15 protein-coding genes, 2 tRNA genes and 2 pseudogenes are annotated in these 15,887 nt (G+C 58.6%); 7 read left to right on the top strand and 12 right to left on the bottom strand.

Annotation, left to right across the window (positions count from 1 at the left end; all coding sequences use genetic code 11):
- Positions 1–42 precede the first annotated feature (42 nt).
- From ACYG9Y_RS13520 to ACYG9Y_RS13505, 4 genes are all read right to left on the bottom strand, one after another.
- A complete protein-coding gene (locus ACYG9Y_RS13520; protein WP_081726104.1) occupies positions 43–336 on the bottom strand; it encodes a helix-turn-helix domain-containing protein in 294 nt (97 codons plus the stop codon).
- Positions 337–660: 324 nt separating this feature from the next.
- Positions 661–960, bottom strand: coding sequence for a DUF1236 domain-containing protein (locus ACYG9Y_RS13515; RefSeq protein WP_023669226.1), 300 nt, complete (start codon positions 958–960; stop codon positions 661–663).
- Positions 961–2,190: 1,230 nt separating this feature from the next.
- Positions 2,191–2,475 carry a hypothetical protein gene (locus tag ACYG9Y_RS13510; RefSeq protein WP_023739463.1) on the bottom strand — a complete coding sequence of 95 codons (285 nt, stop codon included), beginning with the start codon at positions 2,473–2,475 and terminating at the stop codon, positions 2,191–2,193.
- A gap of 408 nt (positions 2,476–2,883) precedes the next feature.
- Complete coding sequence (locus tag ACYG9Y_RS13505; protein WP_023708898.1) at positions 2,884–3,060, bottom strand: hypothetical protein; 177 nt, start codon at positions 3,058–3,060, stop codon at positions 2,884–2,886.
- A 744-nt stretch (positions 3,061–3,804) separates the two neighbouring features.
- Here ACYG9Y_RS13505 and ACYG9Y_RS13500 point away from each other — a divergent pair.
- Both ACYG9Y_RS13500 and ACYG9Y_RS13495 read left to right on the top strand, forming a co-directional pair.
- A pseudogene (locus ACYG9Y_RS13500) lies at positions 3,805–4,017 on the top strand (nucleotidyl cyclase domain-containing protein); the annotation flags it as partial.
- A 1,037-nt stretch (positions 4,018–5,054) separates the two neighbouring features.
- On the top strand, positions 5,055–5,213 hold the full coding sequence (locus tag ACYG9Y_RS13495) for a hypothetical protein (RefSeq protein WP_023739460.1): 159 nt from the start codon (positions 5,055–5,057) through the stop codon (positions 5,211–5,213).
- 45 nt (positions 5,214–5,258) lie between these two features.
- Here the strand turns inward: ACYG9Y_RS13495 and ACYG9Y_RS13490 are convergent.
- Positions 5,259–5,335, bottom strand: a tRNA-Asp gene (locus ACYG9Y_RS13490).
- 218 nt (positions 5,336–5,553) lie between these two features.
- Between ACYG9Y_RS13490 and ACYG9Y_RS13485 the strand changes: the two genes are divergently transcribed.
- Positions 5,554–5,629 (top strand) — tRNA-Val (locus ACYG9Y_RS13485).
- 343 nt (positions 5,630–5,972) lie between these two features.
- Here the strand turns inward: ACYG9Y_RS13485 and ACYG9Y_RS13480 are convergent.
- Positions 5,973–6,305 carry a LysR family transcriptional regulator gene (locus ACYG9Y_RS13480; RefSeq protein ID WP_023739459.1) on the bottom strand — a complete coding sequence of 111 codons (333 nt, stop codon included), beginning with the start codon at positions 6,303–6,305 and terminating at the stop codon, positions 5,973–5,975.
- A 139-nt stretch (positions 6,306–6,444) separates the two neighbouring features.
- On the opposite strand from ACYG9Y_RS13480, the gene ACYG9Y_RS13475 reads away from it, so the two are divergent.
- Positions 6,445–7,248, top strand: a complete 804-nt coding sequence (locus ACYG9Y_RS13475; protein WP_245260459.1) for an alpha/beta fold hydrolase — start codon at positions 6,445–6,447, stop codon at positions 7,246–7,248.
- A 41-nt stretch (positions 7,249–7,289) separates the two neighbouring features.
- Here ACYG9Y_RS13475 and ACYG9Y_RS13470 read toward each other — a convergent pair whose 3' ends face one another.
- The 3 genes from ACYG9Y_RS13470 to ACYG9Y_RS13460 form a co-directional block, all read right to left on the bottom strand.
- Positions 7,290–8,324, bottom strand: a complete 1,035-nt coding sequence (locus tag ACYG9Y_RS13470; protein WP_023749382.1) for a GlxA family transcriptional regulator — start codon at positions 8,322–8,324, stop codon at positions 7,290–7,292.
- Complete coding sequence (locus tag ACYG9Y_RS13465) at positions 8,321–8,881, bottom strand: isochorismatase family protein (protein ID WP_023749381.1); 561 nt, start codon at positions 8,879–8,881, stop codon at positions 8,321–8,323. The genes ACYG9Y_RS13470 and ACYG9Y_RS13465 overlap by 4 nt, the downstream gene beginning before the upstream one ends.
- A gap of 340 nt (positions 8,882–9,221) precedes the next feature.
- Positions 9,222–9,794: a CGNR zinc finger domain-containing protein gene (locus tag ACYG9Y_RS13460; RefSeq protein WP_023739455.1), complete on the bottom strand. Its 573-nt coding sequence runs from the start codon at positions 9,792–9,794 to the stop codon at positions 9,222–9,224.
- Positions 9,795–9,885: 91 nt separating this feature from the next.
- Here ACYG9Y_RS13460 and ACYG9Y_RS13455 point away from each other — a divergent pair, with 91 nt between their 5' ends.
- The gene (locus ACYG9Y_RS13455) at positions 9,886–10,698 is read left to right on the top strand and encodes an alpha/beta fold hydrolase (protein WP_023739454.1); all 813 of its coding nucleotides are present in this window, start codon (positions 9,886–9,888) and stop codon (positions 10,696–10,698) included.
- 152 nt (positions 10,699–10,850) lie between these two features.
- On the opposite strand, the gene ACYG9Y_RS13450 is transcribed toward ACYG9Y_RS13455, so the two are convergent.
- On the bottom strand, positions 10,851–11,999 hold the full coding sequence (locus ACYG9Y_RS13450; RefSeq protein WP_245260458.1) for a GlxA family transcriptional regulator: 1,149 nt from the start codon (positions 11,997–11,999) through the stop codon (positions 10,851–10,853).
- Between ACYG9Y_RS13450 and ACYG9Y_RS13445 the strand changes: the two genes are divergently transcribed.
- Both ACYG9Y_RS13445 and ACYG9Y_RS13440 read left to right on the top strand, forming a co-directional pair.
- On the top strand, positions 11,998–12,312 hold the full coding sequence (locus tag ACYG9Y_RS13445) for a DUF1272 domain-containing protein (protein ID WP_084014354.1): 315 nt from the start codon (positions 11,998–12,000) through the stop codon (positions 12,310–12,312). The genes ACYG9Y_RS13450 and ACYG9Y_RS13445 overlap by 2 nt on opposite strands.
- Before the next feature lie 30 nt (positions 12,313–12,342).
- Positions 12,343–12,813, top strand: a complete 471-nt coding sequence (locus ACYG9Y_RS13440; RefSeq protein WP_023739452.1) for an OsmC family protein — start codon at positions 12,343–12,345, stop codon at positions 12,811–12,813.
- Between the two features lie 331 nt (positions 12,814–13,144).
- Here ACYG9Y_RS13440 and ACYG9Y_RS13435 read toward each other — a convergent pair.
- Both ACYG9Y_RS13435 and ACYG9Y_RS13430 read right to left on the bottom strand, forming a co-directional pair.
- Positions 13,145–14,819, bottom strand: a pseudogene (locus ACYG9Y_RS13435) (FAD-dependent monooxygenase).
- 370 nt (positions 14,820–15,189) lie between these two features.
- Positions 15,190–15,885, bottom strand: a complete 696-nt coding sequence (locus ACYG9Y_RS13430) for a CerR family C-terminal domain-containing protein (RefSeq protein ID WP_198018647.1) — start codon at positions 15,883–15,885, stop codon at positions 15,190–15,192.
- Positions 15,886–15,887 lie beyond the last annotated feature (2 nt).

The raw sequence follows: 15,887 nt of genomic DNA, 5'->3' as shown, positions 1-15,887 counted from the left end.
CTTTAGAGATCGGGTGCAGAGGGTACACGGGCTTTTCCCCCTTTATCCTTTTTTCTCCCGGCCGCGCCACCGTCTATTATCGGCGGCTAGGCCGCTATCACCTTCTGAGCGGGTTAGCGATGGAGTGCCTTGGACGGTGAAAACGATTCCGGCATCCTCAAACGCTTTGCGGATGGCGGCGATGTTGTGGGGACGCGGTTTCCTGTATCCGTTCTCAAAAGCGCTGATCACCATCTCGCTAAGATTGGCCTTGGCGGCAAGTCGCACACGCGGCCAGTTCAATAGGGCTCGTGCTGCTCTGACTTGATCTGCTGAGAGTAGGGTTCGGCTGTCCATAGCCAGTCGAACATTTAGTATCGCTAAACTGTTCCTCTTGACCTTCTGCGATTTCTAACGGTGTGAGGCCGGCCTGTCGCAAGCCGTCATCGATTATGGCTGCAACCTTTCGGACGGTTGTTACCTCGGCTCCAACAAGACGTGCTGCCTGCATTCTTGCTTGGAGATCAGCCAAGCGGGCAACCAGGGCTTGCGTCCTCTCGAGTTCAGGGTTCGTCATGTTCATTGTCCAGCTGAGTGGCAATTTGAATTTGTCCGGCTGAGTAGCGTTTGAATGCACACACTCGCCACCCAAGGGTGGCGAGCGTGGGTTCGTTCGAAATCTCAGTCGTAAACTTTCACGATCTTGCGGGTGCCCGGATCGACCAGGACCGTGCGGTTGTCGACCACCACGTAACGGTATTTGACGTTCGGGACCTCGTGGATCTCCACAGTTTCCGGCAGAGCTGTCCCGACGTTCAATTCCACGCCGGGAAGGTTCACCGAAGCCAAGGGCTGCTTCTTGACATACTCACGGATGACCGTGTCCTGTTCCGGCTGGATGATAATGTCGTCAGCGGCGGCGGAGCCGATCCCCGCCAAGAGCAACATGGCTGCGGCGGTGTTCACAAAGTGCATCTTCATATCTTCTCTCCTGCAAGGACCGGCACACGACGATCATCGTCCCGCACTGCCCGGCAACCAACTTTGAACCGGGGTAAACGTTCCCGCCTACGCACCTTTGTCTAATCCGATTGGTCTAAAGTCCGACCGTACAACGCAATGGTCTTACCTTTGGACTAGGCGGAACGGATTAGGGCTTCAGGTTGTTGGTTCTCCACAACGGGAGAGAACAAATGGATCAAAGTGTTGGCCAGGCGCGATGGTTGCTCGCACCGATTTTTGCAACAGCCGTTACCTTTCTGGTAATGGCGGTCGTCCTTAGCTGACATGTCTTGGATCGACGCAGCCAGGTCCCTTCCTGCGCTGATAGGATTCGCGAGTTGCTTGAGCGGCTGGCGAATCCTCTATTTTACCGTGCGCTGGGCCTGCTCCTTCAGCAGGCGGGGCGCTTCGTTCAGCTCATGTAAGTTGGGAGGTTTACTATGCATCGGCGATCCTTTTTGACAGCGATGTTTGGCGTTGCAGGGGCAGCAGCCTTTGCAAGCGCGGTCCGGCCTATCAACGCATTGGCCGGTGTTCCAGCGGCCAAAAGCGGCATTCTCGAAGAACTCGACGCGCCAGACGCCTTCGACAACGAAGGTACTCACGCGGAAGTGGAGCCGGTCAACCATCGGCGCTACTACGACCAAGATTACGACCCAGACTACGACCCAGATTACTACCACCGGCGCCGCCGCCGGCGGGGCTGGAGAAGAGTCTGCCGTAGTTACTGGCGACACGGGCGCCGTCGGGTCCGGTGCTATCGCCGACGTGGTCCTTCGGTCGTCTTGCGATTTTAGCTAGTCGGCTGCTTCTGCCCATGGCCCGTTCCGGCTGACGTGCTGAGAACGGGCCGGTACGATTCCTTTTTCGTGGCAAACGCAATCCATCTGAGGGCACTCATCAGCAGCGCCGATGGACCTGACTTACAGCTTGGTGGTGTCGCTGTGGTGCGCCAGGAGCGGTCTGACGATCCCTCTTGTGCAGCCCTTCGGCTGCCGCCAGCCTGGGAAAGCTTTTCGGAACGTTTGGTTCTGGCCGTTAGGCCACGGGGCCAAGCTCAGCCATCAGGACACCCCGCAAGCGATGAGCAGCGGGGCCTGGTAAGGCCCGGCGACCTCCTTTTGACATACGGGGAGAAACCAAGAAGGGCGCCGAGCCTTACCGGCGCTGCTTTGAGGCAGACGACGCCGATGAGAGTAGGCGATCATGCTAATTTCTGCGAACCATGCGAATGAGGGAAAGCCGTGTGCGATTCTTCGCTATCCAGCCACGAACCTCTGCCTTTCGGACATGGCGGTCCGTCGCTCGATCGATGATGAAGAACGCCTGATGTAGCTGCTCGACTTCGTAGAGCCCGACCCGGATCTCGAACCCTGTCTGGCCAGTGGCATCGAAGTCACCGGGACCAATGACAGGGAAGGCGACGGCGATGGCGAAGCGGACGACGAGCGCGAAGCCAACGATGCCGATTATGGCTTCATAGAGGGAGGGCAAGGCCTATAATTGTCCGGTCGAGAATGAATAGCCCGCTGCCTCACGGTGGACTGGCTTCAGTTTTTGTGCGGCACGATGTAGCGACTGCTCACCGCACCCGCCCCTGTGCCCCGCGTGACGACAATCGTGCTATACCCGGCTGGAACGGAACCTGTAGCGGAGGGGTCGATCGAACTGCATCGCCCGACGATCTCCCCGTTGGGAGCGCCCTCGAGCCTCACGGCTAACGCCAACTGGCATGTGTCAAGGGATCCGAACATGGCCGGTGATGTATCGAGTGGCTTGCAGACTCCCTGGGCGGGACTGCAAGAAAGCAAAATCATCACAGCTGCAGTTGCCGGATCCATTCGTGAAGCTCCGTTGTTCGACGAGCCTCAACGCAGAATAGCGAGCTTTGTTTCGTCGGTGCTAAAATACGAGTTTTCTGGTCTGGCTCACGGTGGCGGGCTTTTCATTGTCACAGCTTTCGCCTCTCAATTGTCCCGATCCCGAACGGTAAAACAGCCATCCGACGAGACACACCGAGGGGATTGCGATGGCCAGAAGGATGCCGCCGGCAATGTTCACCATCAACATGAAATCCATCGGACCTCTCCCTCTTATATGCCGACAGTCGGAAACTCGTGAAATCAACATGGGTGAACAGGTTGCGAACATGCTGCTACGGTTTTTGCAGAGCCAAGAGATGAGACGAGACGGACCAGCACGACAGGGACTAGCTCTCGTCGCAACAAATTGACACACAAGGACTCGACGGAGTCGAACGGCAAGGGCAGGGACGCCATCAAGCGAATTTCAAAACCGGTGCCTTGGCCGACGGGCAATCGCTGATAACATCAAGGTATGCCTGAGGCGACGTTACAAGGCAGTGTACTTGGGTGCAGCCGGCCGCAGGCGGCCGAACTCTCGCCTTCCAGAGGTTCTGGAGTGCGCCGACCGACCCCGTCGTGCTCGTCAATGTGTAGGTTTGCAGTGTGGTGTTCCTTCAAGGTCAATCAGCAGCTTATGCATGGAGGACCACGGCAAGCGGCGTTTTATTCCCGGACAGCGCAAATTCTGTCTCGACAATGTGATTGGTCCGGGCGCCTCGTTTTTTAACGCTCTTTGGCCCGCAACATCGGCCGTCCAGTTCGGGAATATCGGGACCTTTCAAGAATTCGGATATTGTGAGAGCAGCGACGCGTCGTGCGACGAAGGGGAAACAACTTCGCAGTCTCGTGCGACAGCGAGGCGCCTGGCTCAGCGTCTGCTTGCCGGCATCCTGTGTGGGGCGGGAGCGCGGGGGGCAGTCCAGGCGACCGGCAGGCAACGCTCGCGTCTGTCCATCGCGGTGATGGGAGCCTCGTCGAGTTCAGCAGCGTTGTGGAAGCAGTCCGCTGCGCGCGTCAGAACGCTATTGCTAAGCGCAATGCCGGGGTGCCCGATGATCGTCGCATTGAGTTCCGGATTGGCATTCACCTGGGTGACGTCGTGCAGGAGCGCGATGACGACCTGATGGGTAATGGCGTCAACATCGCCGAGGGTATCCGGGTTGCCCGGGCGTAGCGGCTTCGAAGCCGCCGATTATAAGTATTCTCGCCCTGTGGCGGCCGATTCTGCGATTAGGAATTGGACGAATAGGCATGGGGGAGAAAGGCCGTTATTCTAAGCCTCATCCACCCTCGATGCGGGAAATAACGAGATCATGGAGTAGGAAAATCTCATGCTATGCGGCGGAGGTGCTTACAAGGGCGAGATTCACACCCGCCCAACGACAAGGCGCCCATCCCCTGCCCGATGGACGGTGGATAGAGTTTTGGTGCCATGAGCCAAACCCACACATTACAACCGTCATCTATCCGCTTCCCGGTACAACCACGGCTGGTGCCGGCGATCAAGGCGGCGTACTTCGCCGACCTGCCGCCAGCCGACATCACCCTCGAGCTGCTCGACGACTGGTATGGCCGTCTGCTGCGGGTCAAAGGTGTCGACATCGCCTACCGTGCCGTAAAGACGTGGCGTTCGCTCTATAATGTCATGGCCGGCATGAAGCTATGCCCGCCCGGCTCCGACCCATCGCAGGCGATCCGCCGCCAGACGCCACCACCGCGCCATCAGACCTGGACGGCAGGCGAGGCGGGGCGCCTGGCGCGCCGGCTACCGCGAACTGGCCTGCATCATCGCCGTTGCGTGGGACACGAGCTTCTCACCCGTCGACGTGTGCACGCTCACACCGGCGCAGGCAATGCAGACAGCACAGGAATGGGGTTTTCTGATTGCACGCAGCAAGAGTGGCGAGGCGGCTTTCGGCACGCTGTCGTCACGCACGCAGCGCCTGGTGCTGGCCTATGTCGAATCCTAGGCGTCACCCTGCTTGACGATGCGCCGATCTTTCGCTCGCGCGGTTTCGCGCCGGGCCCGAAGGGGGGCCGGCCGCGCGCCGGCGTGCCTTACACGAAGGATTCTCTGGTCGACGAATTTGCCGATCTGCGCACGCTGGTATTCGGGACATCGGAGAAGCGGCGGCTGATGGACATGCGGCGTTCCGGCGCGGTCGAGGCGATGCCGGAGGCGCGTCGGTCGAGGCAATCTCGGCCAAGATGGGCAATTCGATCGACGGGAACAAGGCGCTGCAGAAGACCTATATGCCGGTCAATCTGGCCGCCGTCCGCTCAGCCGATGCCAGCCGCCGCAAGGGCAGAAAGCTGCTTGGCCTGGAACGGAACGAATACAGAAAGTTGAAACTCTCCGCAGAATGAGAGTTGAAACTTTTCAAGGGGCGGTAGCTAACCCCTTGAAATTAATGGCGCGAGTGACGGGGCTCGAACCCGCGACCTCCGGCGTGACAGGCCGGCACTCTAACCAACTGAGCTACACCCGCGCATTGGACGAGCACGTGTCAGCCGTGTTCGTCGTTGGGGCGGTGGATAAGGGGTTCGCCACCGGGTGTCAAGCGCAGCTGGACAGCATAAACGCAAACAGGAGAAGGTTTTTTGACGGGCGGCACTTTGCCCGCGAAAACCACTGTGCGGCTAAGCTCGCAGCTGTTCATTTGGCCTTGCGAAGCCGGTTGCGACCGCTTAAAGGTCCGGCCGGAGCGGGCGATTAGCTCAGTTGGTAGAGCGCTTCGTTTACACCGAAGATGTCGGCGGTTCGAGCCCGTCATCGCCCACCACTCAACTCTTTGTATTTTAAAACGAATTGCAGTTTACTTACTGACCCAAAACCCCTTGGTCGGCACCTCTAGCTACAAACTAGCAACTGCTGCCGCTGCCAAACTCTCTTGTTCCAGGCCGATAACGAAGACGATATCGGCGGGATTATCGTTCTTAAGCGCCGCCGGCAGAGACGATGCAGCTAGTTGCGGGCCGGATACGAGACTCCACTGTGCACGCCGACCTCTGTTGCCTTAAGGTGCTGCCACAAAGCCTCGGCCACCGGCCCGTGCGGTTTGTCGCGCCGCCGAACCGCGGCGACGGTTTCAGTGCGGCCTGGAATGTGCCTGTTGACAATCGAGATCAGCCGTCCCTCACGCAACTCGTCGTCGATGAGCCATTCAGCCAAATGTCCCCAGGGACGTCGCCCATAACGACACGCAGCACAGTTTCCTCGCCGGTTGCGAGCTGGCCCGCATTGGTGCGGAGATGCTCGATCTCGCGGATCGCCAGTTGTGCCTGCGTATGGAACAGGCGGCCCTCGTCGGTCAGCTTCACCCGGTAACCGCTGCGGTCCAGGAGCGTGAGGCCGAGTTGCGCTTCAAGCCGGGCTACAGAGGAATACGGAAGGATGGGTTCGATGCAGCGCCTCTGCCGCAGCCTGGAAGCTACCTTCAGCCACGACAGCATCGACATCTGAGATCGTGAAGCTTCAAGCCGCCACAGTAGAAAAATCCTACAGAGAATGTCTAAACATAGTAATTTTCTTCGATAGTTCCAAGCTTACCTTTATCTGATGGAACCTGAGGCCAAAGCTGCTGACCATGAGGATCAAATGACCGAAACGCTTTACTTCGCGGCCGGCGATGGAGCCCGCATTGCATACAGACTGGACGGTCCACAAGAAGGGCCGGTGCTGGTGCTCTCCAATTCCATCGCAACGACGCTCCACATGTGGGATGGCCAGGTCGTCGAACTCGCCAGTTCATTCCGTGTGCTGCGGTATGGTTTTCGTGGCCACGGCGGCTCCGATCCCGTGGCGGGGGCCTATTCCCTCGACCGTCTCGGCCGTGACGTGCTGGAACTGCTCGACTTTCTCTGCGTTGCCCGCGTGCATTTCCTCGGCCTGTCGCTCGGCGGGTTCGTCGGCCAGTGGCTGGGTATCCATGCGCCGGAACGCATCGAGCGCCTGATCCCTGTCCAACACCTCGCCGCATCTTGGGCCAGCATGCTATTTCGACGAGCAGATACGCAACGTGCTTTCAGCCAGCGATCTATCGGCCACGGCGGATATGTTCGTCCGAAACTGGTTTCCCGATTCGATGCTGGTCGGCAGAAACGCGCCGTGGAGCCGTTCCGAGCCGCGATCATCGCCATGTCGCCACAAGGGCTGGCTGGATGCCTTGCGGCCGTCCGCGACGCCGATCTTCGTCGTACGATTTCCCTGATCACCTCGCCAACACTGATCATTGGCGGCGAGGATGACAAGGTGACGCAGGCGAGCCATAGCAAGGCGATTGCAGTGGCAATTCCCGGTGCTGAGCTTCTGCTTCTGCCTGGGGTCCATCTGCTCAATGTGGAGCGCCCTGTGGAATTCACAAAGGCGGTAACACACTTCTTGAATTTAGGTTGGCGCTGAGTTGTCGTGTCATCGCTGTGCATTCATCGCGCGAGGCGCGATCAGGCGCTGGCGTCGATCACATGCCTCGGCAGCGGATTTGGGCCGCCGCGAATGCGGCTTGGCGGCTGCGGATGCAAACGGCCCCAGGCGCGGCGAAGCTGTCGCGCGGAGGCAAAGCCGGACTGCATTGCCACGGCTTCCAGGTCGAGTCGCGAACTTGTCAGAATGTCTTGAGCGAGGGCCACCCGCGTGCGGTTGACAAAATCGGTCACGCTCATTCCGGCGTGCTCATTGAAAAGTCGGGAAAGATTACGTGGGCTGGCGGCGGCTAGACGCGCAAGCGAGGCGACCGACCACTCCCTTGCCGGATCGGCAGTCACCGCATCTTGAACGCGGTGGATAGCGGGGTGAATATGATTGCGGCCCTCAAGCCAGGGTGAAAGCTGCGGGTCGGCACCGCTGCGGCGGAGGTAGATCACGAGATAGCGTGCCACCGACAGCGCACAGGCATGACTAGTCTGCTGGGCTACCATGTGGAGCATCAGGTCTATCCCAGCCGTCACACCCGCGCTTGTCAGTCGTTCGCCATCCTCGACATAAAGCCTGTTTTCCTTAACGCGGGCCGTGGGCGCAAGCCGCACCAGTTCGTCTATGCAGCCATGGTGAGTTGTACATTCGCAGTCGTCAAGCAGACCAGCGCGGGCCGCAAGCAATGCCCCGGAACATATCGTGACGAGCCGCAGGCCCGGACGAACAGCGCTCTTTAACCAGCCGACGATTTCCTCCTCATGGGCGTGTTCTGCTGCATCAGTCGTCGTTCTTCCCCCCAGCGGGTGTTCGGCACTGCCAGCCAATATTACCAAGGCATTGTCCGGCAGCCGCATTGGCAAGGGGGAGATACCACTAACAGCAAGCCCAATGGACGTCCCGACGGAATGAGCCGGCCCAACATAGCTCACAATGAAATGTACGCCACTTTGCTCAAGATTGGCTTTCCGAAGGACCTCGACAGGACCTGCCACGTCAAGCAAAAGCAAGTGCGGGGGGATCACGACATACACAGGAATCTTGATGGGCTCCGAAGCTCGCATCATGCCGCGACGTTTTCCCTTCTTAAAGCCAACGCCTGCTCCACTGTTGCTATCCGCGCAAATCGGTCAGCCAGGACAAGCTCGGTGCGCGCCCGTATTTCAGCTGCGCTCCATTCTCTACCGGCCGTATCGGTCATCGGGAACGTCAAAGTTGCCTCCCCGACGTAGTCGACGGAGTAACCAAGATCTGAAGCGTGGCGGGTGGTTGTCTCGCAGCACTGCTCGGTTCTGATCCCGGAGATAATTAGATGGCGGACGCCGTGAGAGGTCAACCAGACATCAAGCCCCGATCCCACAAGCGCGCTGTGGCGACGTTTGCGGAACACCACATCGGGATCAATGGCAAGGGATTCGAGCGTTCTGACAAGCCCAGATGCCTCTGAAAACGCCCCGGTCTCCTCCACATGTAAAATCTGTACGACGGGAATTCCTTTCGCTTTTGCGCCATCGATCAGCCTTTGAAGGCGATTGGTAAAGGCTGCGACATCGTTGTCGCGGTAGTAGGGTCGGTGACGGAAAGACTCCTGGGCGTCTATAACGAGCAACGCTGTATCGGACATTTTAATCTCCCTGCAATGAAGCATGAGCTGACCATATGCAGCCCGAAACAAAACAAAAATGCCAGTTTAGGACAAGGGCCGGACACATCAGGCCAATCGCAGCGTTCAAACCAGTGGGCGAGTTTGCAGCTGCGGAGTTGTTGTGCCCAACAAGACCGACACGAGCATCGTGGTCGATGCGCACGGCAAACCGTTTGGCCGCGTGACGAAGCACCAGCTCATAGCCGCCATGGTTGTTGCGGGGACCGAGGGCCAGCGAAGCAGCGGAAGCGTGAGTTCACTTTGCCCGAACTGCTACCCCTGAGCGCGCAAATCGGTGAGGACTATTCAGACTGACTGGCTACGCGGCACGGAAGCGTTCGGCCTTCGCACGATTTCCGCATCCCGCCATTTTACACCACGTCCGACCTTTCCCCCGGCCTCGATCGATAAAGAGCCAACTGCAGCGTCTGCATTCTTTTATCCTCGACATGTCGGGACTGCCTAGAAATCCAAAGAGATGCAACGCCAACCGGTGGTAGATCAGGTCGGCGCCGGCGTTCGCTGCGGGGATTTCCCAGGCTAGTGCAGTATTGCTCAGGCGCGACACCAATACCGCTTTCTGAACGGAGTTCTCGATGTGCTTGAGCGTCGCTGCACCGGCCTCGGCTCCCAGAGTGATGGATCTGACCAAGCGGAACGTGGCCTCACGGAACTCCCAGAGCCTTACCAATGACTTCTGTTGGCTGGCGACCAGCGCTAGACCACTAGCCTCCATTTCGCTGACCAAGCCAGCGTAACGCGCCCAGCCAACCGCATCATCCCAGGTGATCAGCTTTTCTTGCACGCGCGCTTTATCGTGATCCCCAACGGTGTTGAGGAAGTCGAGTACAACATCGTTCGCTACGAAATCGGAATCCGTCCAGTTCGACAAAGTAACCCTTTTTCGCTGATTAAACGGTTGCGACTGCCACCCCCGTAGTGTAACCCTATTTCAGAATTATATAGGTTATCAAGAGGGCGTCATGCTAAAGCTCGATCACTCGTTTCGTTTTGAAGGTCAGGATGTCGCATGGGGCCGGGTCGGGGAGGGCGCCCCGATGGTGATGCTTCATGGAACGCCTTTTTCATCGCAAGTATGGCGGCGCATTGCCCCCCTCGTAGCCTCACGCAGGACGGTCTATTTTTTTGACCTTCTGGGATATGGTCAATCCGCAAAAGCGGACGGCCAGGACGTTTCGCTGGGCGTACAGAACAAACTCTTTGCATCGCTGCTGAAGGAGTGGGGTGTAGAAGAGCCGGACGTCCTCTGTCACGATTTTGGAGGCTCGACGGCGCTTCGCACCCACTACTTGGACAAAGTGCAGTATCGCAGCCTGTTGTTGGTCGACCCAGTGGCCGTCGCACCTTGGGGATCCCCCTTGGTCCAGCATGTGCGAAAGCACGAAGCCGCGTTCGCCGGTGCGCCGGATTACATTCATGAATCGATTTTGCGGGCATACCTGCAAGGTGCGGCGTTCCAGACCCTTCGCACTGAAGCTCTGGACCTGTACATGCAGTTTTGGCTCGGCCCTATTGGGAAGCCTGCCTTCTATCGCCAGATCGCCCAAATGGACCAGAAATTCACGGACGAAATCGAAAGACTGTATAGTCCGATGAATTTTCCCGTGCGCATTCTGTGGGGGCGCGACGACCAGTGGATTCCAATCGCGCAAGGCCAGAAACTGGCTGAGAAGCTGACGGATGGAACCATGACAGCCGTGCCTCAAGCGGGTCATCTGGTCCAGGAAGATGCTCCGGAGATGATCGTCGCCGCCCTTTTTGAAACTCTCCAATAACGCACATATCCAACCGATGACCATATACGGCCAGAAAGCTTGCGCTGGCTGACCCGGGGCTTCGCTTTCGCCATTTGCGATTTTCATCCACACGCAACGGCCGACTAACGCGACGGTGCTGTGACATTGCGCGGGAGATTTCATCGTCGCACCTAACTCGGAGCGGTCGAGCCGCCGCGCGAAGCACCTCCGTCAATGCCTATCCGGTCGAGTGGCTGAAAGCCGTTTTTCAGTTCCCCTCTCATCCCAAGGGCTTGCCCAAAGCGAATCCTGTAGTCGCTTGGAGCGACCCCGAGCGACCTCACAAAAGCCCGCCGGAATGTCTCATCGTCGGCGAACCCAACCGCATGTGCGATCTGCTGGACAGATTGGCAGCTGGTCTCCAGCAGGGATCGTGCGGCGTCAACCCGCAGAGCCTCGACGGCTCGTCCGGGGGTCTGCCCATTTTCCCTTGAGTAGACCCGAGCAAAGTTCCGCGGGCTCATGGCCATGAAGGACGACAGGGCCGGGACGGACAGATCGGCGCCCGGATTTTCCCTGATCCAAGCATGCAGACGCTCGAAGCGGCCGGCGCGGTCTCTGATTTGTTGGCGAAGCGCAGTGCTGAATTGTGATTGTCCGCCGGGGCGTTTCAGGTAGAGGACCAACTCCCGAGCGATTGCCAAGGCTGTGGTGTGCCCGAGATCTTCCTCAACCATTGCCAGCGCCATGTCGATGCCGGCGCTTACCCCTGCCGATGTCCATACGGCCCCGCAGCGTACGAAAATTGGATCAGGCCTGACGTCGATCGCGGGAAAATGCTCTGCAAGTTTCGAGCAATGCTCCCAATGCGTCGTTGCCCGTTGGCCATCCAACAGCCCGCACTCGGCCAAAATGAACGCTCCCAGGCAAATCGAGCCAAGCCGGCGCACGTTCTTTGCTTGTTTGATCAACCAACTTCGAAGAGAACTGGATTTTGCAGTTTCGAAGGCCGTCGCCCCGCCTGAAACCAGGAGAGTGTCGATCGAGAGCCCAGTGCAATGATCGAAACTTACCGTATGGAGAACAACGCCCGCATCCGTTTCGATCGGCCCGCCTCGTTCCGAAACAAGGATGGTTCGAAATGCCGGTTCACCGCTGACTTGCTTCGCATCATTGAAGACTTGCAGCGGGCCGGCGACATCGAGAAGCTTGGTGCGCTCGAATACTAAAAAGGCGATCAGTCGTTCGCGGTGCAGTTTGGCAGAATCCGAGGGCATAATGGCATTTATGCCATAAAGGCCCTGTGCGATCCAGTCTGCGTAGAAAGAGGGATGGTTCATGCTGGAGCTTAGGCCCAATTGCGAGTGGTGCGACCGCGATCTGCCCCCGGGCAGTCCGGAGGCGCGAATTTGCACCTACGAGTGCACCTATTGTGCAGAGTGCGTGGCGACGGTGCTGCACGACGTTTGCCCCAGTTGCGGTGGAAATTTTTCAGCAAGGCCTATCAGGCCCGGCCGTGAATGGCGAAAGGGCTCCTGTCTCGGGCTTAAGCACGATCCAGGGAGAAGCCGGAGAACACACTCCAAGTGGACGGCAGACCAGGTCGCCGACCTCACCAGGCGGCTGCGTGACGTGGCGCCGGAGGGCCGATAGGAGAAGATCCAAACATTGGAGAGATAAAGCATGCCCAGAAACCACGACTACACCTGCCGCATAGGATGGACCGGTAATCGCGGTGACGGCACCAGAACATATCGGGGCTACGACAGGACATGGGATATAGCCACGGCCGGAAAGCCTGTGATAAATTGCTCGAACGACCCGCTACTTGGAGGCAATCCGGCGCTGCCAAATCCCGAAGATCTTCTCTTGGCGTCAGTTTCGGGCTGCCACATGCTTTGGTACCTGCATCTCGCGAGCGACGCGAGAATTGTCGTCCATTCCTATACTGATGAACCGCTCGGCCATGGAGAGAGCGAGCCAACCGGAGCCGGCCGCTTTCTTAGCGTGACGTTGCGGCCCAGGATTGAAGTCGAAGCCGGGGTCGATCTCGACAAAGCTGAGGCCATCCATCATCGAATTCACGAGGTTTGCTACATCGCGCGTTCTGTGAACTTCCCCATTGTTGTTGAGGCCGCCTACCTCGAGGTTTGACCTGCAGCAAACACTAGTGGTGGGAGCATTTCGAAGAGACGGTGTTCGCCTTGGTACGGCAGCGAAGGCGAGTTCTGGAATCGAGATCCGGCTTTCGCTGAAAGACGCACGACCAAACCAGCCTCAAGGAATCCGTCGCCGAATGAGTCTACAGTGCGGGAGCGAGATATACGCGACCATGAGAAGCGCTGGGGCTTAACAAAGCGCCGTCTAAGAGATTGGACAAGCGATGCGTCCGTTGGTTGTCCCGTTTTACGGCCCAGTATCAGTTATCTTGTTGATCAGCTAAGCGGCTTTGCGGAACTCAACATCGGCGAAGGCGCCCACAGCATCAGCTTCGAGGTTTGTTTTGGCCGCGCATTGAAGCATTGCTCGAGACCCAAGCCTCGATCGAGGTGATTATTTCGTTAGGATCAAAACGTCGGACGTGGAACGCCAGATAACCGTCGGGTCGGATAAGAAGCGCGCTACCGTGACCGGCGCCGAGTCTCCGAGAAAACTCACCTTTGAAGTCCACTAGCACCGGCGCACACACCCCAGCCTCTTGAGGCAATCCTTCATCGAGGACAACCCAGGGCGTGACTGCTCCATTATTATCATCGGATACGCGCGCAAGCACCTCGCGAAGCTTCTCGCGATCAGTGCCGAGCCGTCCGAGCGACGCGTACGTGATAAAAGCATAGGTTCCTCGCCGCAGAAGTTCATAAAGCCGGACGATGGGGCGAGACGTGGACCAGAGTTCAAGGTCTGGGACACGATCGCCTGCGCGAAGCCCTCGCCGGTTCTCTCGGCGGCGAGCTGCGCTGGACTGCTTCGTAAAGCTATATCCGATCCCAATTCCGGATAGATCCTGCGCCAACTTGCGTCGCACCGGCTTCAATGGCACGAGAGTACGGAGGGCAAGATCCCGCATCGTCTTGATGACTCGATTGCGGACCAGGAAGCTGCGAAACATTAGATCGGTTTCGCGCTGAGCCATGGTGGCGACCGGGTGCCGCTCCGCGTCGAACGAGTCAAGCAGGGTATCAGGCGCTTGCCCGCGCAAAACCATTGCGAGCTTCCAGCCAAGGTTGAACGCGTCCTGGAGTCCCGTATTCATACCTTGGCCTCCCGCTGGGCTGTGAGCGTGCGCAGCATCGCCGGCCAGAAATACGCGATTACGTCGGTTGGACGCCACTTGACGACTTGGCGAGCGGAAACGCGTGATCCAGCGTGGGTCACGCAAAGCCACCGAGAAGGGCACGACCGCGTCCACGGTGTCTTGAAGATCGGGCAGTGTCAGGGGGTCCGTCGGTGGGCGGTTTTGCTTGGCGAAGTCGACAGCGAAGATGCGCGCGAAGTCACCAAGGAACGGCAGGATCGAAACAAACCCCCGCGGTGAGGTGAAATTCGCAATCCGGGATCGATTAAACGCCGTGTTAAGCTTCACGTCCGCCAGGAATACGATGGCCTCGTAATCCTGCCCGTCGAACGACAGACCCAGCGCGTGCCGGACGGCACTGTGCGCCCCGTCGCATGCCACAAGATAGGGGACCGAGATAGTCTCCTCTCGTCCATCTGCGCCTCGAATCCCGGCCCGGACTGAGTTGTCCCCCTGACTTATGCTCACCAATGCGGCTGCGTTCAACGACGACGCCATGAGCCTGTAGATGCTCGTCCAGGATTTCTTCGGTCTCCTGCTGGGGCAAGACTAAGAGGTATGGAAATCGGGTGCGTAGGTCGTGCATTTCAATTGAAACCGGGCTTGCGCCACCAAGGCCGATGTTGAGGCCAGGGGCTGGGTAACCGCGGCACGTAAACTCGTCAGCAAGTCCGATAATGTCCATGGCCTCGAGTGTCCGTGCTTGGACCACGAGAGCTTTAGAGTATGGCTGACGGACCGCATGCTTCTCCACAATTCGGACGCGCACGCCTCGCCGCGCAAGTTCGCCCGCGGTCAACAAGCCGGTAGGGCCGGCTCCGACCACCAGGACTTCTGCGTCTTTGTCGCTGCTCGGATTGTTCATAGCTTCTCGACCTCTCGAAGAACGTAGGATAAAAAAGCTATCAGTCGATATACATTTGTCAATACGGTTTCGGAGATCCGACGAACAGGTGTCGCAGGTCATAAGCTGGCTCACATGCACGATGGGCCTGTGACTTCAGCGTCCGTCGCTGTACGCAACGTCCCACGGGCGAGTCGGTCCAGGGCGTGCTGTGGCGGATCAGCGAGCGGGTCTACGGCGACGCAACCTCATCGAGTGAGGCATTTCCGTCTCCTCCCCCACTGACACGCTCAGCTTGCCTCATTGCGGCTTGGCTTCGCGCTTGTGCGTCTACGAACTACCACCTTGTGGGTCAGTCTCTCTTTTGAGCGATCGAAGGCCTACGCACCGGCTATTCAAACGGGCGAAGTGACAAGGCGGCAGCGGTATGGTCCGCCAGCGCCCTTTTTAGCGTATCCAAACGATGGCCATCGAAGGCCGGCCAGTCCAGCATGCGGAGCGCCGCACTGCGCGCAGCCCGGAACGCCAACACCTGTCCAAGGAGCGCAAACCCTCGGATGCGGACCTCCGGATCGTGGCGTGAGCGGTTCAAAACGTGGGCGGTCAGGGTGACGCAGGTCTCCGCGACGCGTCCTATTGCACGGACATAGATGACGTCGAAAGCAGCCGTTGGACGCGCCTGCTCGCGCATGATGAACATTATCCAATTCTCGGGTTCAAGCCCCGCGACTAGTGTGTCCGCGACCTCTGCCAACAGGCCTTGCAATGCCCGCAAGGCTTCTTCTTGGGTCGCTCCAGCCTCGAGCATGCGCTCCACCCGTTCGACGTACGGGCCTAGCTTTACCTCAAGGGCAGCGGCGATAAATTCGGCGCATGCCAGATAGAGGCCCTCCTTGCCGCCGAAATAGTACTGGAGTGCAGGTAGTTTGACGGAGGCTTTTTCTGCGATGGCGCGGGTGGAAGCTGCCTCGAATCCGCCAGCGCCGAAAACCTCTAAGGCCGCGACAACTATGCGATTACGCGCCTGGTCCCCCCTAGCATATCCCCCGCTCGCGGGGCGCTGCCGCACTGGCGCATTTGATTTCAAAG

The sequence above is a fragment of the Mesorhizobium sp. W050 genome (assembly GCF_054719535.1).
The sequence above is the reverse complement of the archived record's forward strand: the minus strand, read 5'-3'. Positions and strand labels throughout refer to the sequence as shown.